Raw genomic sequence first — 19,210 nt, 5'->3', positions numbered from 1 at the left:
TTCTTTGTTTTTGGTCGAATAAGATTAGCAGATTATCGATTAATCCTATCTTTCAACTTACTTTCAAAAAATTGCACTTGATTTTAGAATTGGCGCTTTTATATTACAGAACAATGGAATACTTTCCAAAAGTAAAAAAAGCAAAAACTTTCCACAAATGGAAAATAATGAAATAGAAAAAATTCAAGAAATTGTAAAGAATAATTTCTCATGAAAGATTAAAATATTTGAGGTAAACATGAAAATATATATAGCAGGTCCAGATGTTTTTGAGCAAGACTACATAGAGATAGGAAAAAAGTACTCTAAGCTGTGTGAGGTCTATGGACATGTGGGTTTATATCCACTTGATAATATAGTTGATTTTAATCAGGCAAAACAAAAAATAGCTCAGGATATATTTCACGCTAATGTAGAACTAATCAAAGATGCAGATATCGTGATTGCTAACTTAAATACTTTTAGAGGAAAAGAAGCAGATAGTGGAACAGTTTGGGAATGTGGTTTTGCAAGTGCCTTAGGAAAAAAAGTATACGCTTACATGGACAACACTTCTCCTTACATAGATAGTTTTAATAAGGTTACTAAACTCTCTGATGGACTTTATGTGGATGAAGATGGTAAAGTTATTGAAGACTTTGAGTATCCAATAAACTTGATGATAGCTTGTTCAGCTGAAATAGTTGCTGGTGGATTTGAAGACGCATTGAAACTTATATAAAAATATAATAATATTTGATAAAATAACATTATGAAAAAAGCAACAAAAAAAGAGATTGTAGAAATACACCAACATTTTATAGATAGATATAGCGATGCAGTTACTGAGTTGGCGTATAAAAATGCTTATGAGCTTGTTGTTGCAGTTGCACTTTCTGCTCAATGTACGGATAAAAGAGTAAATATAATTACTCCAAAATTATTTGAGGCATATCCTAGTCCAAATGAGTTATCAGTTGCAGATATAAATGATGTAAAAGCACTTATAAACTCTTGTTCATTTTTTAACAATAAAGCCAAAAATATTATTGCTATGGCACAAAGAGTTGTTGAAGTATATGATGGTGAAATACCCATGGATGAAAAAGAGTTAATGACTCTTGGTGGAGTAGGACAAAAAACAGCAAATGTTGTAATGATAGAATACACCGGAGCCAATCTTATGGCAGTCGACACTCACGTTTTTAGAGTCTCTCATAGACTTGGGCTTAGTGATGATAAAACAGCTATTAAAACAGAAGCTACACTAGTTAGAAAGTTTAAAAACAATCTTCATGCTCTTCATCAAGGAATGGTTTTGTTTGGTCGGTATATTTGTACAGCTAAAAATCCAAAATGTGAAGAGTGTTTTTTAACAGAATTTTGTAAAACAAAAGAAACTTTCAAAGTTTAAGTATAGTGGTATAACAAATGCTTGCATCTATGTATGACTAAAACACTATTACTTATAACAGCAACCATGATTTCCTTAGGATGCATAAATGCAAACGCTATAGAAAAAAAATACTACTCTAACTGTAAAGAATATTATGATTTTCAAGGTTTTTATCACAACGAATGTGAAGAAGATAAAGCTAAGATTTACTATAAGAATATAAATACTAACAATAATTTTTTAAATAAAGCTATAGATGACATGTTAGCTAATAATCTAGAGCCAAAAAAAGAACCTGTAAAAGAAGAACCGAAAAAACCGGTAGAAAAACCTATAAAAGAAGAAGTTCAAAAATAAAATGTCGAGATGCAACTAGAGTTGCATCTTATTTCTCTGTATTAAAAGCTCTGTCTCCTGCATCTCCAAGACCAGGTCTTATATAGTTATTCTCATCAAGTCTTTCATCAATTTGAGCTATAAAAATATCAACATCTGGATGAGCTTCTTGAACTTTATCTACACCAAATGGTGAACCGAGTACATTTAAACTAATGATTTTTTTAGCACCATTGTTTTTCAAGTAAGTGATTGCATCTATTAGTGAACCACCAGTAGCAACCATTGGATCAAGAAGAAGAACTGTTTTACCATCTAAGTTTGGAATGTTTTCATAAAAGAGTATGCTTTTTGCAGTCTCTTCATCTCTTTTCATAGCTAAAAATCCACTTCTAGCATATGGAAGAGTTTTTAGTATTCCAGTTAACATCGGTTCTCCAGCTCTTAATATTGGGATAAGAACCAATTTCTGAACTTCAATTACATCAACGTCCATTGAACCTTGCCATGTATTTATGTTTTGAGAAACTGTTTGGAAGTCCGCTAATGCTTCTGAAGCAATAATTCTTGATATTTCTTCAATTGTCGTTCTAAACTCACTAGATGCAGTTCTAACATCTCTTAATCTATTTACAAGATGCTTTACAACGACATTTGTGCTTTCTTTATACATGCATAATCCTAAATTTTTTTATTAGCAAAGTTTACACTACTTTTTCTAAATACTTCCATGTTCTTTATATAATTTAAGTTAAAATGCTAAACTTAATTTTAAAGAGGCCGTATGAAACCCACTACTTACAACTTTCGACTAAAAGACTCGATTATCGGTATACAGTTTTTATTTGTTGCTTTTGGAGCTTTAATTTTAGTTCCTATTTTAACAGGACTAGATTCTAGTGTTGCTCTCTTCACAGCAGGACTAGGAACTCTAATTTTTCAGTTTATAAATAGAGAAAACATTCCTCCTATTTTCCTTGCATCTTCATTCGCTTTTATAGTTCCTATATCTTATGGTGTAAAAACTTGGGGTATTGCTGCGACTATGTCTGGTCTTGTTGCATCTGGCCTTTTATATATACTTTTAAGTTTTATTATTAGATTTAAGGGAAGTGATTTTTTACATAAACTTTTACCTGCTGTAGTAGTTGGACCAGTTATTATGTCTATAGGTCTTATACTCTCTCCTGTTGCAGTAAACCTTGCTATGGGAAAAACTGGAGATTGAAGCTTTGTCTTAGTTCCTGTAGAGAGTGCTATGGTTATCTCTATGATTGCACTTGGAGTTACTCTTCTGTTTTCACTTTTAGGAAAAGGTTTTTTTAAACTGGTTCCTATATTAGGTGGAATAATTGCTGGTTATGCAGCTTCACTTTACTTTGGAATAGTTGATTTCTCAGCAGTAGGAAAAGCTGCATGGTTCGCAATTCCAAACTTTACTGCGCCTGTATTTAAGTGGGAAGCTATTTTATATATTTTGCCTATTGCAATTGCTCCAGCTGTTGAACATATTGGAGATATGCTTGCAATCTCGAATGTTACAAAAGAAGATTATCTAAAAAAGCCAGGTTTAAAAAACACACTACTTGGTGATGGAATAGCTACTTCTGTTGCATCTTTATTTGGTGGTCCACCAAATACAACTTACTCAGAAGTTACAGGTGCAGTTACAATAACTAAAGCTTTCAATCCTGCAATTATGACATGGGCAGCAATAGCAGCAATTATCTTAGCATTTGTTGGAAAACTTGGTGCTATTCTATCTACAATTCCAACTCCTGTTATGGGTGGAATTATGCTTTTACTATTTGGTATCATTGCATCTATAGGTATGGGAACTCTTATAAAAGAAAAAGTCGACTTGGGATGTACTAGAAATATGATTATCGTTTCTATGATTTTAGTATTTTCTATCGGAGGAATGACATTTAACTTTGGTGGAGTTGCATTTAGTGGAATAGGTCTTGGTGCGATAACAGGAATATTTTTAAATCTGGTTCTACCACAACCAAGAGCTTAGTAATTTTTGCTCGTTAGTAAAATAGAAAGTACAAAATAGTTCAAGGCAGTTTTTCGATGTTTGGCTAAAGCCAACAGAGAAAAACTAACGCAGAAATATGAAGTAATTTTTATTTTACTGCAATAAAAGTGGCGAAATTTGCCCAACGAAAAACTACTTCACAGTGTGAGAAACCACAGTTCTTCGCCATTTTAATATTCTCATCTTCACTATATGGAACTAAAACATTCTCTAAAGCTTCTCTCTTTTGCATTATTTCATATGCAGAATAACCCTGCTCTTTTTTAAAGTCATAATAACACTCTATAAGATCTTTATTTAACTTTGAGTGATGACTTATAACCTTTTCACTAAAGATAAATATACCCTCTTTTTTAAGTGAATCAGCTATCTTTTTTACAAGTTCTTCACGAACCAAAGGTCGGATAAACTGAAGAGTGTAATTACTAACAAAAACATTTGCTTCTTCATAAGCATATTCTAGTATATCAGCATTTTCAAGCTCAATGGTAGCACCAAGTGCTAAACACTTTTTTCTAGCTTGTTCTAGCATTGCATCTGAGTTATCTAATCCAACAAGCCTTGCATCTACTTCTAGTTTTCTACTTATATTAATAAGAAGAGATGCTGTTGATGAGCCTAAGTCATAAAGGATAGAACCATCTTTTAAGTTCTTAAGTGCAAAGAACTCTGTAATCTTTTGAGACTCTTTGTAAAAAGGTACACTCCTCTCTAACATATCGTCAAAAACTGCAGCAACTTCTTCATCAAATTCAAATTGTTTTTCTATTGGTTTTGTAAATACTTTATCATTCATAATCGTATTTTAGCTCATATATTACACATAAACAATTAAGGACTTGTAAAGGTCTTGACATTTTGACTTATATCCCTCAATTTGTCATTTTTTAACCTTTTCTGTTCTTTTTAGCTTAAAATATTCTTTAAGTCTGAATTTTAGCTAAGTCCTTTGAGACTGCATTTTAGAATAGACTGTTTTCACATAATACTGGAAAGAATAATAGACCATAGAGTCTGGATATGAGAAAAGTAAAAGAAAAACAAGGAATTAATAATGAAAGCTAACGCATCCATTACATATGTTGGTATTGATATGGCAAAAAATAAATTTGATATTTGTATCTACGATGGCGATTTTTCAAACTGCATATACGAAACCTACTCAAACAATGATGATGGTTTTTCTCAACTTCTCTCATACTTTAATTCAATAAATCATTTAGTTGGTTTTAGAATAGGTGTTGAAGCAACTTCAACTTACATGATAGAACTGCAAAAGTTCTTAGATAGTCAAAAAATAAGATATATTTTAATTAAGTCCATTTTATGCACAAATAATTTAATTTAGTGTTACTTTCTCACACATAAAAACTAATTTTCTCTATAAAATACTTAAAAAGTATTGACTAAGATAAAGAATTCTAAAATGTTATCAATTCAAAAAATAAGAAAAGAGATACGTATGCAAATAAGCACTTCGACGTGGATGTTGATATTTTTTATAATACTATTAACAGTTAGTATCTGGAAGATTTATGCTTTTTTACCTAACAAAGTACTAAAAGATGATGATACTACTAAAGAGTCACAAGAAGATCTATTAAAGGTAATACTTAAGGTAATAAAAGAAAGTGATGGAGAGTTAAGTCACAGTGAGCTCTTTATGAGAGTACAAGATGATGGTACATTTAACAAAGAAAGGTTTTGGAGGTTTAATCAAAACAGACTAAATCAGTTACTAAATCACTATCATTTAGAAAACTCTCATACTAGCTGTATAAAAGATATATATCATGATTTAAAGGCTTAAAAGCCTTTAAATACTAGTTTCTATTTAGTCCATTTAAATCAGAAAATGCTTCTTCTACACGATCAACTAAAGTAATTTGACCTGCTCTTAACCATTTTCTAGGATCATAGTATTTTTTATTTGGTTTTTCGTCACCCTCTGGGTTACCAATCTGAGCTTGTAAATAATCAATGTTTTTTTCAACATATGATTTTGTTCCAATCCAAGTAGCCCACTGAGTATCTGTGTCAATATTCATTTTGATAACACCATAACTTATAGCTTCTGTAATTTCTTCAGGAGCTGAACCTGAGCCACCATGAAAAACAAAATTTACAGGTTTAGCAGATGTGCCAAATTTTTCTTGAATAAATTTTTGAGAATTATTTAAAATTTTTGGAGTCAATACAACGTTACCTGGCTTATATACACCATGAACATTTCCAAAAGAAGCAGCGATAGTAAAATCAGGAGATACTTGACTTAACTCTTCGTATGCGTAAGCAACTTCTTCTGGCTGAGTATATAAAAGTGCATTATCGATGTTTGTATTATCAACACCATCTTCTTCTCCACCAGTTACACCAAGTTCTATCTCTATACTCATTCCTATCTTAGACATACGCTCTAGATATGCTTTACAAGTAGAGATATTTTCTTCTAAAGGCTCTTCTGATAAATCTAACATATGTGAAGAATATAATGCACGACCTGTATGTTTAAAGTGCTTTTCTCCTGCATCTAAAAGAGCATCTATCCAAGGAAGAAGTTTTTTAGCGGCGTGGTCAGTGTGAAGAATTACAGGAATACCATAAGCTTCAGCCATCATGTGAACATACTTAGCACCTGCAATTGCCCCAACTATTGCAGCTTTTTCATTCTCATTACTTAAACCTTTACCAGCGAAGTATGAAGCCCCACCATTACTAAACTGAATAATTACTGGAGATTTTACTTTTGCTGCTGCTTCTAATACTGCATTTATAGAATCATTTGACACAACATTTACAGCTGGAATAGCGAACCCCACTTCCTTCGCCATGTTGTAAACTTTTTGTACGTCATCTCCAAAAAGGACACCTGGTTTTACTAAATCTAATATGCCGTTGCTCATTAATCTTCCTAATTTTTTTTTATTATTGATATGATTATATTATAAGCTTTATTCAATATAACTTTTTTGTAAACTTTTTATGTTAAAATGGTTAAAAACTAGAGTTAAAATGTCTACTAATAATAAAAACGCATGGACTACAGATATAGTCCTCATAGATATCATCAATTTTTCTAAACTTGAGGCAGAACAGCAATTGGAAATCATCAATTTTTTAACTAAAAGCTATACAAAAGTAATTGAGAAAATGATTAATAAATCCAATATGTCACTTAATGATCTTATCCTTGGTTATATATCCACAGGAGATGGTTTTTACTGTATTTTAAATCCTAAACTAAGAGGATATGGAACAATACTTGGGCTTAACTTTAGCTATATTTCAGAACTTATTGCTAAAAAATATTCATATTTTGAAGGTCTTAAAATTGCGGTGCACACAGGTAAAGTATATCAATTTATTGATATTTTAGGACATAAGAACTATATCGGTGATGGATTAAACGACTGTGCACGTTTTGTTCAAATAAAAGGCTACACAATATCTACCATAATGGTTTCAGATACAGCTTATGAAAGTTTAAAAACTTTTTTAAACAAATATAAAATTTTCAATACTTTGTTAATGGAGAGAGAATTTAAATACTCATCTCCATATACTTTTGAAGATAAACATGCAAAGAAAAAAGAGGGTCGCCTAGTGTGGCTACGAAAGGCTGGTATAATTAACCCGCCAAATACAAATCTCAACTCAATTCTTAGAAGATAAAAGGGACTAAAAATGCAATTAACAATAGACGAATATTCAAAACAGTTTAAAATGTCAAAAGAGATGATTAACTCAAGACTAAGAGCAAAAAAATTAAACTACATTATTGATGACTCTGTGACATACATACAAGTTGATGATATTCCTTCTCCTGTAGAAAAGAAAAAAGTTGAAGTTACACAAGAAAAAAAAGCAATAGCTAGACCTAAAACAACAGTTGCAACTGTTATAGCCCTATACCAAAGAGAAAACACTCAACTAAAAGAAAAAATCATCCAGCTTGAAAATAAGATAGATAAACTTATAAACGACAAAGAACAAATGCTTCGTGATGAACGTGATAAAATTGAGCAGTTATATACTAAAAAAGATGAACAACTAAAAAATATTTTAGAATTAGTAAATACTAAGATGATGATTGAACATCAAGGTTCAACTATTCACGAGGTAGAAACTGTTGAACAAGAAGAAAACACTTTAGCTGTTAAACCAGAGGTTGAACCTGTAGTAGAACAGAGTATTGTTGAGTTAAAAGATCATCTTAAAACATTAAATCTAAAGTCTTATCAGAGAAAAGTCATTAAACGAAGATTTTTATCAGTCTACGACAACGATATAAGAGTCGTTCAAAAAGATGGTAAACTATATTTAGACTTTTCAAAGTACGATTACAGTGATTTACTTTCGTATTAAGATAATAAGGTAACTAATGAGTGAAATAATAAATACTATTATTAAAACTAAAAATATCAAGAAAGCAATGGTTACCTATGCTACTGAGAATTTCACACCTCTTAATGAGTGTGACTTTGAAATTAAAAAAACTGCTACATATATAAAAACAAATTCCGATGATAGTTTCAAGTTATTTAATGAAAATATAAAAGAGCACTATAAAGAAGAAAAAGACATTATAAACCAACATGTTGAGTTCCAGCAGATTTATACAATCATGGCTATGAAACCAACAAATATGGGGATAAAACTAAGCTACTCTCTAGAAATGGGAGAATATCATTGTACACCAAAACTAATCTTACATCCAGATTCTCATATACTATATAAAGTACATAAACCAAAAGAGATGTATATACTTCTTCTTCAAGAAATAAACAAAATAAAAGCTAAAAATGGAATTTTAATAAATATATATGATGATAAAATGGTTAAAAACCTAAAAGCTTTTACAAAATATCTTTATGAAGGAAAATTCGTCAAAAAAGTTCGGATTCCTCTCTTTGAAGGGATTGAACCTGTAATAAATAGTGCTGGTAAACTTATACTCTGGTTTAAGCATAAAGAGTCACAACAAAAACATTTAATAATAGAAGTTGAAAAAGATGAAGTTCTTGTTGAATATAAAAAACCAAAATATGGGAAAAGTGGTTTTGACTCTCACGGCAAACTACTAGACACGGATTACACTAATAATGCAGATGACCTTCAAACCGTTGTAGATAATGATAGTGTATATATAGAAGAAAATGATGATAAAAAACTCTACAAAAGTAAGCTTAAAGGCTTCGTGCAATTTTCTAATGTAAAGCTTAGTGTTGATAATAAAGTAAAAATGGCTAAATTATCTAGAGTTGAAGACTCTTTAGCAAAAGAAGAAGCAAATAATATAGAAGTTCACATTTCTCAAAATGACACGACTAAAGATAGTATTGGAGAGGGAGTTGAGCTAACAAGTGAAACTATCCATGTTAATGGTCATATTGGTGCTAACAGTATCCTAGAAGCTGTAAATATGCAAATTGATGGTGCTACTCATCAAGACTCTACACAATTTGCAAGAATAGCCATGATAAATAGACATAAGGGCACACTAAGATGCCATGAAGCCAAAATAGCACTTCTTGAAGGTGGTACTGTTCATGCAACAAACGTTGAGATAGAAGCTTGTCTTGGTGGAGTAATATATGCACAGAATGTAAAAATTGGCCATGTAAAGAGTAACTTAAAAGTTTATGCTTCAAAATCTATTAGTATCACTCTTGTTAGTGGTGAAGATAATATCTTTAAAATAAACTATAAAGATATACCTATTATAAAATCAAGAATAGATCTAATCATAGAAGATATAGAAGAATTAAAATTATCCCTCGAAGAAGCAAAGAGACATAATATTGCTTTAGTAAGAACTTTACAAGATCAAATCAAAAAATTTAAAGATGAAGTACAAGAGATAAAAGATTCCACATCAAAAGCAACTATAAGTATACAAAAACCATTGAGAGGCTTAAATAGTATTATTTTTACCCTTGAAAATGATGAAGAGATAATATATAAAACAGAAGCTCATAGCTACAAACCTTTCTTTTTAGATATAACTGAAGAAAAAATCACCCTACAACCTGTAAAAAAAACAATCTTTCTTTAATAACAAACAAAAAAATTAAATAGTTTTCTTTAAAAACTATTTTAATATATACAACACACGGTTTTCCGTATATTGTATCCCATTAAAATAATATATATACTTATTACAGTGCTATAAATATATTATAACGTCTATAATAGTATATATATAACATATATAACGAAATTAAATATATATTTAAGTATATTATCCGTATACTTCTATTTATGCAAATTGATGATCTTTTTAATATTCTTCATAACTCACTAGAATCACAAAACAATGGAAAAAAAATATCTCTTAAAGATATGGCCAATTCACTTGGGACTTCTATGCGTACATATCAGGACTGGAAGTTAGGCAGAGCTAAACCTCAGGCTGCTTCTGTTGTAATGAAAATGTTAGGCAAGTTGGATGATGATGAGATTATTAGAGCAGTTAGAAAAATCAATAAACTTGAAGAGGTATTGTAAATGAGTGCATTGACAAAACAAGAGAGGGATGGCTTAGAAGATATATTTTTATCTATTGGAAATAATAGTACTAAGTACTCAAAATTTAAAGAATTTTCATCTTTAATCTTGTCTAAAAATATTAGTCTCAACACATCTAGGTTCTTGAAAATGGCTAAAATAGGACTAAAAGAGTCAAAATTATCGCAATTTATTACTCTTTTCATAAAAAAGAAGAAAAATTTAAGCAAATAAACTATAAAGTATCCATAGCTGAATTATTTTTGCATTAAGGCTTTCTGGTGCTTGTGCTTAATAATTTCGGAAATCTTTATGAATCCAAGGGTAAATATATGAATAAAGCTCAATTCGTTGAATTAGTACAAGCACATGGTGAGTACAAAACTAAAGTTGAAGCGGAAGCTGCAATTAAAGCATTTACTGAAGCAGTAACAGAAGCTTTAGTAAAAAAAGAAGATGTTTCTTTAGTAGGTTTTGGTAGTTTTGCAGCAAACCTTCAAAAAGGTAAAAGTGGTAAAGTTCCAGGTACAGATAAGACTTACACTACTCAGGACAAAATGGTTCCTAAATTTAAAGCTGGTAAAGGCCTTAAAGACCGTGTTGCAGCTGGTAAATAATTTCCAAAAGTTCATTGCTTGCAAAGCAATGAACTTTTATCTTTTATGAATATATCTTCATTCCTATCTCTATTTAAAAAAAAACTAAAATCTCTCAAACTTCCAGACACAATATTAATTAAAAAACTAAAAGAAGTTAGTAATAATAACAATCTTAGCATCTACGAAAATATAACTATATATCACCATACTCAAAGCTTTTGTATACCTCTTTTAATTATAGACCCCACACGTGGAATTTATCTCTTTGAATATAAAGAGTGGTCTTATGATGATTTAAAAAATGCAACTGTATCAAAAGCAACTAATCAAGACTCAAGTAACAAAGGTCTTGCATATGAAAAAACACATGATTTTATAAAACAAAAATTTAATGAACTAATTCATAATGATGGAGTTCCTATTTATAACTACCTACTTATGGAAAATCTAAACAGTGAAGAGTATCAATATCTTGATGAATCTTTTAAAGAACTACTTCCATACCAAAAAATTATCTTTAGTAACTCTGTAGAGTCTGATATACTAAATAAACTCAATGAAAGTCCTGTAACTGATTCTGAGATAACAGATGAAGCACAGATAATGGGTAATTTACTTGTTCAGTATCTTATTTTTTCTAAGAACGGTAATATGCATTTAGCAAGCAGCGCTCAAATGGAATTTATAGATTCAAAGATTGAAGGAATACAAACATTAAGTGCAAGTGCCTATTCAGGAAAAACTAGCTCCATTCTTTTAAAAGCAATACTAGAGAATCTTAGAAACCCAGAAATTAAAATTATTATAGTAGAACCAACTATTTTAGCTTGTGATTTATTAAAGCAAAAACTATTAAATATCATAGAATACGCAATTATTGAAGTTGATTTAACCTCTATAGAAATAATAACTCCTATAGCTCTGGTAAATAAGCATCTTGAAAAATTAAATAAACCCCAGTTAGTAGTCATTCTTCACATAGATAATAAACTTATGAAAAAGAATCTTGATATCGCTGATTTAATAATTTGCGATGATTCTAACCTTGTATCTTTAGAGTTTATTGATTACTTAATACATATACAAAAAAAATCTTCTTTACTTTTAGTTAATGAACATGATGATGAAGATGCAAACTTTCGATTTGAAGAAAACTTCAAAAAGAAAAAATTAGAAGTTATTTTTAAACAATCGAATCAACATGCTAAAACTATGCAGACAATTTCAAAGTTACTTGAAGAAAATAAATCTAATGATATTCTAGTTGTAGGAAATAACTTAAGCAAAAGAAATTTAAGTGTAGATTTGGAATTTTTTATTTCCCAAAAAGCAGTTTTAATAGATGGTTCTAAAAATTTAATAAACCAAGATTTAGATAATATACGATTATGTTCATATGCAGAGATAAGTTCAATGAGTTGTGAGTATGTAATACTTTTAGATGTTGGCGAAGCTTCACTAAATGAGGTAGAGTATGCACTAAACTTAGCAGAGAACACAGCTTATGTAATCTACGAGCAAAGCAGCGAAAATATAGAAATTTTAAAGGAAAAAAATGTTTAAAACATTAGTAACACTTTTATTGTTAATCACAATAAATTTACAAGCTGAGGAAAACAACCCTCATGTTGTTCTAGAAACAACTCAAGGAAATATAGAACTTGTTCTTTACAAAGATGTAGCACCATTAACTGTAGAAAATTTCACTACTCATGTAAAAAATGAATATTACAATGGAGTTGCTTTCCATAGAATAATTAAAGATTTCATGATTCAAGGTGGAGACCCAACAGAGAGCGGTAGAGGTGGAGAAAGTATTTGGGATAGATCTTTTAAAGATGAATACAAAGATAAAACATTTAACAAAGTAGGAATTCTTGCTATGGCAAATAGAGGACCTCATACAAATGGAAGTCAATTTTTTATAACTACAGCTAAGACTCCATGGTTAAATGGAAAGCATACAATATTTGGCCGTATTACTGATGCTTCATTAAAAACTATCATGAAGTTAAACAATGTTTCTACATCTGGTAAAAGAAGTGGTGACAAACCAATAGAGCGTCAAGAAATAATAAAAGCTTATCTTAAATAGGATAGGCTTTGTAATATTCTCGTAACCTTAATATAGATATAATTCCAAAAATTATTACAATACGATTACAAGAGGGCATATATGGAAATTCAAACTATGAATAAACTTGAAAAAGAGGCGCTAAAAAAGAGTGGTACAGACTTTACTAGATTAGGGTTTGCACTGTTTTTTATGATTGGAGTCTTAACATTTAGTTTTTTAAGCAATGGTGGAATTTCAAATAATATGTTCCTAGCTGTTGCTGCACTTATTGGTGCTTATATGGCTATGAATATTGGTGCTAATGATGTTGCTAATAATGTTGGTCCAGCAGTTGGATCAAAGGCACTAACTCTTACAACAGCAATTGTAATTGCTGCTGTTTTTGAGACGGCTGGTGCACTAATAGCAGGTGGAGAAGTTGTTAATACTATAAAAAAAGGGATCATTGACATCTCAGCTTTTGGTGGAAATGAAGATCCTTTTATATGGGCTATGATGGCGGCTCTCCTTGCAGCTGCACTATGGCTTAACTTTGCTACTATGATGCGTGCCCCTGTTTCAACTACTCACTCTATTGTTGGTGGTGTTATGGGTGCAGGTATCGCAGCAGCAGGTTTTTCAATCGTATCTTGGACAACTATGGCAAAGATTGCCGCTTCATGGATAATATCACCAGTTCTTGGTGGAATTATCGCAGCAACTTTTCTTTTTTCTATCAAAAAATCTATTGTATTTAAAGATGATAAAGTAAGAGCAGCAAAAAAATATGTACCTATATTTGCAGCAATTATGACATGGGCATTTATTACTTATATAACACTAAAAGGCCTTAAAAAAGTATGGCCTCAAGTTGTTGAGACTCTAAATTTACTTCCACTTGTAGCAATCGAGATGACTAAAAAACCAACTCTAAGTATTGCACTAATTTTTGGTCTTATTACAGCCATAATAGTTTACTTTTTTGTTAGAAGTAAGGTTACTTCAAACACTACTACACTTGAAAATACTAAAGCATCTGTAAATACACTATTTACAATCCCTCTTATATTTGCAGCGGCACTTCTAAGTTTTGCTCACGGAGCAAATGATGTTGCAAATGCAATTGGGCCATTAGCCGCAATTAACGATGCTGTAGTTAACGGGGGTATCTCTTCTAAAGCTTCTATTCCATTATGGGTAATGGGTGTTGGTGCTCTTGGTATAGCTCTTGGTCTTGCTCTTTATGGACCAAAACTTATTAAAACAGTTGGAAGTGAGATAACAGAACTAGATCAAATAAGAGCATTCTCAATTGCAATGGCTGCCTCTATAACAGTTATTATTGCTTCTCAGCTTGGTCTTCCGGTAAGTTCTACTCACATCGCTATTGGTGGTGTATTTGGTGTAGGTTTTCTTAGAGAATGGTTGCATCTAAATGAAGTTGGAAGAACCATTGAAGATGATAAGCAAGCTATAATTGATGAGAGAAAAAATCTTCACGCATATACTGCTGAACTTAAAACATTAGAAGCAAAAGATGCAAAAATTCAAGAAGATTATGAAAGAATAGTTGAACTATATAAATATATAGCAGATGAAGAAAAGCAAATCAAAACAGCTAAAAAGAGTATAAAAAAGTCTAAAAAAGTTGAGTTTGTAAAAAGAGACGCAATTAAGAAAATTATTACGGCATGGGTTGTTACTGTTCCAGCTGCAGCAGTTCTATCAGCTTTATTATTTTTTATGATTAAAGGGATTATGGTCTAGATTTCTGATTCACTTTTTACACAATTTCTACCATAATCTTTTGCAAGATATAGAGCTTTATCAGCTCTACTTATAGCATCTTGCATTTCTTCGCCTTCTCTAACCTGAGAAACTCCAAAACTAGCCGTGACTTGTCCCACAGTGTCTATATCTAACTCTTCAATAGAATATCTAAGCTTCTCAGCGATAACGACCGCATGATCTAAATCTGCAGTTGGTAACATAACTAAAAATTCTTCGCCACCCCACCTACATACAACATCCACATTTCTAAGTATTTTTAATAATATATGAGATACTTGAACAAGAGTTTTATCTCCAGCATTATGTCCATAAACATCATTTACTTTTTTAAAGTAATCAATATCTAAAAGTATTAGTGACATATCATTATGTCTTTGAACCATATGTAAAGTAATGTAAAGAATGTCATAGAGATAAATTTGAGACTTATTTTTTTAAGTGGCTTATTTTAGGGCTTTACTAGACTTTATTTAACTTAGTTACGACATTTTTAAAAAACTGACTTTTTTAACACACTCTTTGGAATTCTTAATACAAAGTTTTAAATACTCTATACATTTTATTGACTTTTTTAATACACCTTAAATCTATGTTTAATCGGTGTTAAACTTTAGTTAAAACACCTGTTACTTTTCCAACGATTTTAATTTCATCTATCTCTATGTCATTGTATAAATCATTTATACTTTGAAGATAAATCTTTTTATTTCTTTGTTTTATCTTTTTAACTAATAAGCCATCACTCGTATTGATAACATAAGGTCCTGGACTTCAAAGTTACAATATTTACAGTTTAGCGACATACTTCACTAGCAGTTCTTAACTCTTTTATACAAAGTATCATCTCTTCTTGTTGGCTCTGTAAAGTGTTTTTAAATCTGTTACAATCAACTGCTGGAACACTGCATTTAACAGGTACTTTTTTTTCTTTATATTTAATGACTATTCGCTCTTTGGTACTACAACCTGTACTACTTATTCCAATCAAGCATATAAGTGTTAAACTCAATAGTTTTATACTCTTCACAATTTCTCTCCTCTCTTGGCTTTGTTATGTTGACATCACGGTATATGATGATTCTCTCTTTTTTGATTTTAATTTTTACTGGGAGCTTCTTGTAGTCATCAAACTCTGAAATAGATTGATTATAATCTACTGCTAAGTTTTGGATAGCTGTGTTTTGCTCTTGGATAGTTTCATCGCACTCAATGTAATTTACATCTGCTACTAAAATATCTTTTTTTAGGCTCTCATTTTCTGACTCTAAGCTATTGATTTGCCAACTTGTAAGTCCCACATAAGCCAATGCACCTAATGCTAAAGCTATGTATATATATTGCTTGATTCCTAACATTAAACCTCCTCTGGTTTAGTTCTATAATTTTGGAAAGTATGATTCCCTGCATATGCTAGTAAAGTTCCTAATGCTAAATTAAATTCACTCGTTAATTTACCTGTAGCAGCCAAAGCAACTAAAGCTATTGCTAAACAAAAAACCATTATTAAAATCCATGTAGCATGTTTATGTCTATTTAGATTTTTATCCATATTTACTCCTTAATTTGAATTTGAAAATGTCACACTCATATTCCAACCACTATCATCTAATGTATGAGAAATAGTGTCTATATGATAAGTGAAATCATCCTCTTGTTTTATGTTTAAAAACCTAAGATTACTTCGTGCATAAATAGCAAAACCATCTATCTTAAAACTACCAGATTTAACACCTTTATTTAGTTGTGTTAGTTTCGCTTTTGCTTGAACTTCCAAGTTGCTTTTATTTGTGAAAGTTTCTTGTATTTGGTAGGTTGGTTTTTCATCTCCAACTGTAATAGTTTCAATCTTATTCTCTTTAGTATCTTGGTATTTACAAGTTGCACTTTTATAGTATGTTTTGTTAGAGTTTTTAATAGTTAAGCCATCGCAATTATTAGCATCTATTGTTACAGTTTTCAAAGTGCTTTTTTCATCTTGTCTTAAAAAGATAATAGTTTCATTTTTTATACTATAAACGGCATTTAATTCTTTAGCCATACAACCTAAAAAAGCTATATCACTCTCATTGCTTTGTGCTTTATATGGATAAAAAATATCATAAAAATCACACTTAATTTTTAGCTCTTGTTCCGATCCAATTTGAGTTACAATATCTGTCATACTCATTTTTTGGAAACTACGGTTTTTAAGTTCTTTGAGTGAGTTGCTAAAGTTAGTTGCAGTAGCACTTATTGTTACAGAACTGTCTATGTTCCATGTAGAGTTTTGAACGATGAATAGACCACAGTAAAACTCTTTACTTTGCTCTTGGTAGTACAGATATAGTTTTAACTCATCTTTGTATTGTGGGCGTTTAAAATCTCCATATACACTTATATCTATCTTATCGGACTTGAGACCATCTTCATCGTTAAATGAGATACTCTTTAAGTTCTTAGCTATATGCTTAGTTACATCTTTATCGTTTGCAACAAGTCTAAAAAGAGGTGTTAATCCCATAATGCACCATCTTCTATTTTCTTAGGAACTTCTATAGTTGGAAGTAAAACTTTATCGCCTACTTCTAAGATGTATTTATTGTGTAAATGCACATTAACTTCTAAAACACTTTCAAACACATCTAAAGTTTTATAATGCTCATAAACAATAGTGTCTAATCTTTTAGGCTCTGTTACAACATACTCAATCATTTAAAGTACCTCTTTAGTGTAATATCAAAACCTTGTTTTATAAATGCACCACTTTTTAAAAAGAGTTTTTTTCTAGTACTAAGCTCTGTTATTATCACTTCAAAATGGCTATCTTTTTGAATAAACCAAATAGGTTTTCCTAACTTTGCAACATCCTTTAAGGGTTCAAGTTCATCTAAACTCTTAAGTACAAAGTGTCCACTAAAACTTACCTCTTGTTCCCAACCGTTTATCTTTTGATAAGTTGGATTATTCCCAACACGGTTTATCTTTGTAAAGTTAAAATTAAATTTTTCAAGTATCTCTTCTACATTGCTATCAACTTCTAAAACAACTTCATCAATTTGAGCTAACATTAGTAAATATCCTCCATAGAATTTTCTCTATTTTCAGCTTCTATATTTTTTATAGCCTGTTCAACTGCCTCAGTAATATCTATGCTTGAGCTAGGATTTTGTACTGTTACACTTATCGTATAGTGATTAGTAATAGGTGCTAGTTTTGAACTATTATTATGTGTAGTTTGAGTGTTGTTCTCTCTTGTAGTTGCTATCTCTTTGTGAGTAGGAATATTTAAACTTTTAGTGTTTAATTTATGCTCTGGGATACTCATAGGATTTGCAGCCAACATAGTACTTATAGCAATAGGAGCTACCGCTTTTTTAACACCTTTAAAATTTAAGTTATTTGATGGTGATGTTTTTTCTTCATCATCCCCACCAAAGAAGCTACCTATACCACTAAAGGTATCTCCCACCCAACTAAGTTTATCTCCTATCCATCCAAAGAACTTTTTAGCATTTTCCCAAATTCCATCTATAAGGTTTGTAAATGGTTCAAAGTTTTTATATAGCCACACTGCCCCAGCTCCAAGTGCCGCAATGCCTGTTATCATTAAACCTATTGGATTTGCATTTAAAGCCAAGTTAAACAACCATTGTTTAGCAGTTGCAAAGGTGCTAATAATGCTAAAGGCTTTTAGTTTTGCACCTAAGCTTCCAAGAGTTACACCGCTGAACATTAAAGCTCTACCGTATAGGTTAGTAGCTAATGTTACGAGTTTAGTTTTTGTAGCTGTTACACCTTGCCATAATGCATATACTTTAGTTTTTGCACTAGCTAAAGCTGTCGATATTGTTATACGATTTAAACTCATCATATTAGTGTAGTTTGCAGCAGTATTTAAAAGGATTGATTTTCTAAGTATATTAGATGCAAGTGACATACCAAGCTTTGCAAGGCTTCCTATTTTTAAAATAGTTACAAGTCCTATGATTCCAGCACCAACACCCACTATAGTTGGAATAAGCCAACTAGCTTTTTCATCCACCCAATTAATACCCATAGCTAAACCACCAAGACCAGTAGCTAAAACATCTACAGCTGGAGATAAAACTTTACCAATTGTAAAGCTCATATATTTCATAGCATTACCCATCTTCTCAAAGCCATAACCTTGATTCATTGCCGCAGCCATCTCTTCAGCTTTATTACTAGACATAGATTTTTTTAAATCTTCTTGAGCCTTTTGTAACTCTTTAGTTTTAGGTAAGAGAGCCGTAATTATTTTTATAGCATCATCTGAACCAAATGCACTTTTAAGTTCATCTATTTCACTAAGTTCAAGGTCTCCATATTTATTTTTTATTTTCTCTAGTATCTGAACCATTGGAAGCATTTTTCCATTTGCATCAACAAATGTTAGTCCTAATTTCTGACTTAATTAAAAATATGGGGGTTTGAAAACCCTTGCAAACTTCTGTATATTGGTAAGAAACCAAGGTATTTCTATAATGGATTATAAAAAAGCTCTA

25 protein-coding genes and 2 pseudogenes are annotated in these 19,210 nt (G+C 31.0%); 15 read left to right on the top strand and 12 right to left on the bottom strand.

Going from position 1 to position 19,210, the window contains the following annotated elements; translation table 11 throughout:
• Nucleotides 1–238: 238 nt before the first annotated feature.
• Genes QZZ48_RS07745 through QZZ48_RS07735 form a run of 3 tightly spaced genes read left to right on the top strand, consistent with a single transcriptional unit; the run spans nt 239 to nt 1,732 of the window.
• Nucleotides 239–721, top strand: a complete 483-nt coding sequence (locus QZZ48_RS07745) for a nucleoside 2-deoxyribosyltransferase (protein WP_294963968.1) — start codon at nt 239–241, stop codon at nt 719–721.
• A gap of 30 nt (nt 722–751) precedes the next feature.
• Nucleotides 752–1,393 carry an endonuclease III gene (gene nth / locus QZZ48_RS07740; RefSeq protein ID WP_294963965.1) on the top strand — a complete coding sequence of 214 codons (642 nt, stop codon included), beginning with the start codon at nt 752–754 and terminating at the stop codon, nt 1,391–1,393.
• 33 nt (nt 1,394–1,426) lie between these two features.
• Complete coding sequence (locus QZZ48_RS07735; RefSeq protein WP_294963962.1) at nt 1,427–1,732, top strand: hypothetical protein; 306 nt, start codon at nt 1,427–1,429, stop codon at nt 1,730–1,732.
• 28 nt (nt 1,733–1,760) lie between these two features.
• On the opposite strand, the gene upp is transcribed toward QZZ48_RS07735, so the two are convergent.
• Nucleotides 1,761–2,384 (bottom strand): uracil phosphoribosyltransferase, encoded by a 624-nt coding sequence (gene upp / locus QZZ48_RS07730; protein ID WP_294963960.1) that lies wholly within the window; start codon nt 2,382–2,384, stop codon nt 1,761–1,763.
• A 111-nt stretch (nt 2,385–2,495) separates the two neighbouring features.
• Between upp and QZZ48_RS07725 the strand changes: the two are divergent.
• Nucleotides 2,496–3,731 (top strand): annotated as a pseudogene (locus tag QZZ48_RS07725) (uracil-xanthine permease family protein).
• Nucleotides 3,732–3,840: 109 nt separating this feature from the next.
• Here QZZ48_RS07725 and cmoA read toward each other — a convergent pair.
• Nucleotides 3,841–4,548, bottom strand: a complete 708-nt coding sequence (gene cmoA, locus QZZ48_RS07720; RefSeq protein ID WP_294963957.1) for a carboxy-S-adenosyl-L-methionine synthase CmoA — start codon at nt 4,546–4,548, stop codon at nt 3,841–3,843.
• Nucleotides 4,549–4,806: 258 nt separating this feature from the next.
• Between cmoA and QZZ48_RS07715 the strand changes: the two genes are divergently transcribed.
• Together QZZ48_RS07715 and QZZ48_RS07710 are read left to right on the top strand one after the other, a co-directional pair.
• The gene (locus QZZ48_RS07715) at nt 4,807–5,100 is read left to right on the top strand and encodes a transposase (RefSeq protein WP_294963955.1); all 294 of its coding nucleotides are present in this window, start codon (nt 4,807–4,809) and stop codon (nt 5,098–5,100) included.
• 78 nt (nt 5,101–5,178) lie between these two features.
• Nucleotides 5,179–5,562 carry a hypothetical protein gene (locus QZZ48_RS07710; protein WP_294963953.1) on the top strand — a complete coding sequence of 128 codons (384 nt, stop codon included), beginning with the start codon at nt 5,179–5,181 and terminating at the stop codon, nt 5,560–5,562.
• A 13-nt stretch (nt 5,563–5,575) separates the two neighbouring features.
• On the opposite strand, the gene fbaA is transcribed toward QZZ48_RS07710, so the two are convergent.
• Nucleotides 5,576–6,655 carry a class II fructose-bisphosphate aldolase gene (fbaA, locus tag QZZ48_RS07705; RefSeq protein ID WP_294963950.1) on the bottom strand — a complete coding sequence of 360 codons (1,080 nt, stop codon included), beginning with the start codon at nt 6,653–6,655 and terminating at the stop codon, nt 5,576–5,578.
• A 109-nt stretch (nt 6,656–6,764) separates the two neighbouring features.
• Here fbaA and QZZ48_RS07700 point away from each other — a divergent pair, with 109 nt between their 5' ends.
• The 9 genes from QZZ48_RS07700 to QZZ48_RS07660 all read left to right on the top strand — a co-directional run bounded on the left by QZZ48_RS07700 (nt 6,765) and on the right by QZZ48_RS07660 (nt 14,681).
• Entirely contained in the window at nt 6,765–7,424 is a 660-nt protein-coding gene (locus tag QZZ48_RS07700) for a hypothetical protein (protein WP_294963948.1), read from the top strand.
• A 12-nt stretch (nt 7,425–7,436) separates the two neighbouring features.
• Entirely contained in the window at nt 7,437–8,117 is a 681-nt protein-coding gene (locus QZZ48_RS07695) for a hypothetical protein (protein ID WP_294963946.1), read from the top strand.
• Nucleotides 8,118–8,133: 16 nt separating this feature from the next.
• Nucleotides 8,134–9,807: a flagellar assembly protein A gene (locus tag QZZ48_RS07690; RefSeq protein WP_294963943.1), complete on the top strand. Its 1,674-nt coding sequence runs from the start codon at nt 8,134–8,136 to the stop codon at nt 9,805–9,807.
• Nucleotides 9,808–10,013: 206 nt separating this feature from the next.
• A complete protein-coding gene (locus QZZ48_RS07685) occupies nt 10,014–10,259 on the top strand; it encodes an XRE family transcriptional regulator (protein WP_294963942.1) in 246 nt (81 codons plus the stop codon).
• The gene (locus QZZ48_RS07680; RefSeq protein WP_294963939.1) at nt 10,260–10,493 is read left to right on the top strand and encodes a hypothetical protein; all 234 of its coding nucleotides are present in this window, start codon (nt 10,260–10,262) and stop codon (nt 10,491–10,493) included.
• Between the two features lie 98 nt (nt 10,494–10,591).
• Nucleotides 10,592–10,876 carry an HU family DNA-binding protein gene (locus QZZ48_RS07675; RefSeq protein WP_294963936.1) on the top strand — a complete coding sequence of 95 codons (285 nt, stop codon included), beginning with the start codon at nt 10,592–10,594 and terminating at the stop codon, nt 10,874–10,876.
• An 18-nt stretch (nt 10,877–10,894) separates the two neighbouring features.
• Nucleotides 10,895–12,421 carry a hypothetical protein gene (locus QZZ48_RS07670; protein WP_294963931.1) on the top strand — a complete coding sequence of 509 codons (1,527 nt, stop codon included), beginning with the start codon at nt 10,895–10,897 and terminating at the stop codon, nt 12,419–12,421.
• Nucleotides 12,414–12,953: a peptidylprolyl isomerase gene (locus QZZ48_RS07665; protein ID WP_294963928.1), complete on the top strand. Its 540-nt coding sequence runs from the start codon at nt 12,414–12,416 to the stop codon at nt 12,951–12,953. The genes QZZ48_RS07670 and QZZ48_RS07665 overlap by 8 nt, the downstream gene beginning before the upstream one ends.
• A gap of 81 nt (nt 12,954–13,034) precedes the next feature.
• On the top strand, nt 13,035–14,681 hold the full coding sequence (locus tag QZZ48_RS07660; RefSeq protein ID WP_294963925.1) for an inorganic phosphate transporter: 1,647 nt from the start codon (nt 13,035–13,037) through the stop codon (nt 14,679–14,681).
• On the opposite strand, the gene QZZ48_RS07655 is transcribed toward QZZ48_RS07660, so the two are convergent.
• The 9 genes and pseudogenes from QZZ48_RS07655 to QZZ48_RS07620 form a co-directional block, all read right to left on the bottom strand.
• Nucleotides 14,678–15,124: a GGDEF domain-containing protein gene (locus QZZ48_RS07655; RefSeq protein WP_294963971.1), complete on the bottom strand. Its 447-nt coding sequence runs from the start codon at nt 15,122–15,124 to the stop codon at nt 14,678–14,680. The two genes, QZZ48_RS07660 and QZZ48_RS07655, sit on opposite strands and share 4 nt — an antisense overlap.
• Nucleotides 15,125–15,308: 184 nt before the next feature.
• Complete coding sequence (locus tag QZZ48_RS15805; protein ID WP_366755921.1) at nt 15,309–15,458, bottom strand: S24 family peptidase; 150 nt, start codon at nt 15,456–15,458, stop codon at nt 15,309–15,311.
• A gap of 40 nt (nt 15,459–15,498) precedes the next feature.
• Nucleotides 15,499–15,693: a hypothetical protein gene (locus QZZ48_RS07650; RefSeq protein ID WP_294963923.1), complete on the bottom strand. Its 195-nt coding sequence runs from the start codon at nt 15,691–15,693 to the stop codon at nt 15,499–15,501.
• Complete coding sequence (locus tag QZZ48_RS07645; protein ID WP_294963920.1) at nt 15,677–16,060, bottom strand: hypothetical protein; 384 nt, start codon at nt 16,058–16,060, stop codon at nt 15,677–15,679. Before QZZ48_RS07645 ends, QZZ48_RS07650 begins: the two co-directional genes overlap by 17 nt.
• On the bottom strand, nt 16,060–16,254 hold the full coding sequence (locus tag QZZ48_RS07640) for a hypothetical protein (protein ID WP_294963916.1): 195 nt from the start codon (nt 16,252–16,254) through the stop codon (nt 16,060–16,062). Before QZZ48_RS07640 ends, QZZ48_RS07645 begins: the two co-directional genes overlap by 1 nt.
• A gap of 9 nt (nt 16,255–16,263) precedes the next feature.
• Entirely contained in the window at nt 16,264–17,205 is a 942-nt protein-coding gene (locus QZZ48_RS07635; RefSeq protein ID WP_294963913.1) for a hypothetical protein, read from the bottom strand.
• Nucleotides 17,196–17,396 (bottom strand): tail protein X, encoded by a 201-nt coding sequence (locus QZZ48_RS07630; RefSeq protein WP_294963911.1) that lies wholly within the window; start codon nt 17,394–17,396, stop codon nt 17,196–17,198. The genes QZZ48_RS07635 and QZZ48_RS07630 overlap by 10 nt, the downstream gene beginning before the upstream one ends.
• Nucleotides 17,393–17,752, bottom strand: a complete 360-nt coding sequence (locus QZZ48_RS07625) for a phage tail protein (protein WP_294963908.1) — start codon at nt 17,750–17,752, stop codon at nt 17,393–17,395. The genes QZZ48_RS07630 and QZZ48_RS07625 overlap by 4 nt, the downstream gene beginning before the upstream one ends.
• Nucleotides 17,752–19,101, bottom strand: a pseudogene (locus tag QZZ48_RS07620) (phage tail tape measure protein); the annotation flags it as partial. The gene QZZ48_RS07625 and the pseudogene QZZ48_RS07620, both read right to left, overlap by 1 nt.
• Between the last annotated feature and the right edge of the window lie 109 nt (nt 19,102–19,210).

Origin of the sequence: Sulfurimonas sp. (assembly GCF_016744025.1) — a bacterium.
Classification (GTDB): Bacteria; Campylobacterota; Campylobacteria; order Campylobacterales; family Sulfurimonadaceae; genus Sulfurimonas.
This window is presented reverse-complemented; position numbering and strand designations above follow the sequence as displayed.

Excerpts from the sequence above, each read along its gene's own strand:
- QZZ48_RS07745 (WP_294963968.1), top strand. The coding sequence starts at position 239 with ATGAAAATATATATAGCAGGTCCAGATGTTTTTGAGCAAGACTACATA.
- nth (WP_294963965.1), top strand. The coding sequence starts at position 752 with ATGAAAAAAGCAACAAAAAAAGAGATTGTAGAAATACACCAACATTTT.
- QZZ48_RS07735 (WP_294963962.1), top strand. The coding sequence starts at position 1,427 with ATGACTAAAACACTATTACTTATAACAGCAACCATGATTTCCTTAGGA.
- upp (WP_294963960.1), bottom strand. The coding sequence starts at position 2,384 with ATGTATAAAGAAAGCACAAATGTCGTTGTAAAGCATCTTGTAAATAGA.
- cmoA (WP_294963957.1), bottom strand. The coding sequence starts at position 4,548 with ATGAATGATAAAGTATTTACAAAACCAATAGAAAAACAATTTGAATTT.
- QZZ48_RS07715 (WP_294963955.1), top strand. The coding sequence starts at position 4,807 with ATGAAAGCTAACGCATCCATTACATATGTTGGTATTGATATGGCAAAA.
- QZZ48_RS07710 (WP_294963953.1), top strand. The coding sequence starts at position 5,179 with ATGTTATCAATTCAAAAAATAAGAAAAGAGATACGTATGCAAATAAGC.
- fbaA (WP_294963950.1), bottom strand. The coding sequence starts at position 6,655 with ATGAGCAACGGCATATTAGATTTAGTAAAACCAGGTGTCCTTTTTGGA.
- QZZ48_RS07700 (WP_294963948.1), top strand. The coding sequence starts at position 6,765 with ATGTCTACTAATAATAAAAACGCATGGACTACAGATATAGTCCTCATA.
- QZZ48_RS07695 (WP_294963946.1), top strand. The coding sequence starts at position 7,437 with ATGCAATTAACAATAGACGAATATTCAAAACAGTTTAAAATGTCAAAA.
- QZZ48_RS07690 (WP_294963943.1), top strand. The coding sequence starts at position 8,134 with ATGAGTGAAATAATAAATACTATTATTAAAACTAAAAATATCAAGAAA.
- QZZ48_RS07685 (WP_294963942.1), top strand. The coding sequence starts at position 10,014 with ATGCAAATTGATGATCTTTTTAATATTCTTCATAACTCACTAGAATCA.
- QZZ48_RS07680 (WP_294963939.1), top strand. The coding sequence starts at position 10,260 with ATGAGTGCATTGACAAAACAAGAGAGGGATGGCTTAGAAGATATATTT.
- QZZ48_RS07675 (WP_294963936.1), top strand. The coding sequence starts at position 10,592 with ATGAATAAAGCTCAATTCGTTGAATTAGTACAAGCACATGGTGAGTAC.
- QZZ48_RS07665 (WP_294963928.1), top strand. The coding sequence starts at position 12,414 with ATGTTTAAAACATTAGTAACACTTTTATTGTTAATCACAATAAATTTA.
- QZZ48_RS07660 (WP_294963925.1), top strand. The coding sequence starts at position 13,035 with ATGGAAATTCAAACTATGAATAAACTTGAAAAAGAGGCGCTAAAAAAG.
- QZZ48_RS07645 (WP_294963920.1), bottom strand. The coding sequence starts at position 16,060 with ATGTTAGGAATCAAGCAATATATATACATAGCTTTAGCATTAGGTGCA.
- QZZ48_RS07640 (WP_294963916.1), bottom strand. The coding sequence starts at position 16,254 with ATGGATAAAAATCTAAATAGACATAAACATGCTACATGGATTTTAATA.
- QZZ48_RS07635 (WP_294963913.1), bottom strand. The coding sequence starts at position 17,205 with ATGGGATTAACACCTCTTTTTAGACTTGTTGCAAACGATAAAGATGTA.
- QZZ48_RS07630 (WP_294963911.1), bottom strand. The coding sequence starts at position 17,396 with ATGATTGAGTATGTTGTAACAGAGCCTAAAAGATTAGACACTATTGTT.
- QZZ48_RS07625 (WP_294963908.1), bottom strand. The coding sequence starts at position 17,752 with ATGTTAGCTCAAATTGATGAAGTTGTTTTAGAAGTTGATAGCAATGTA.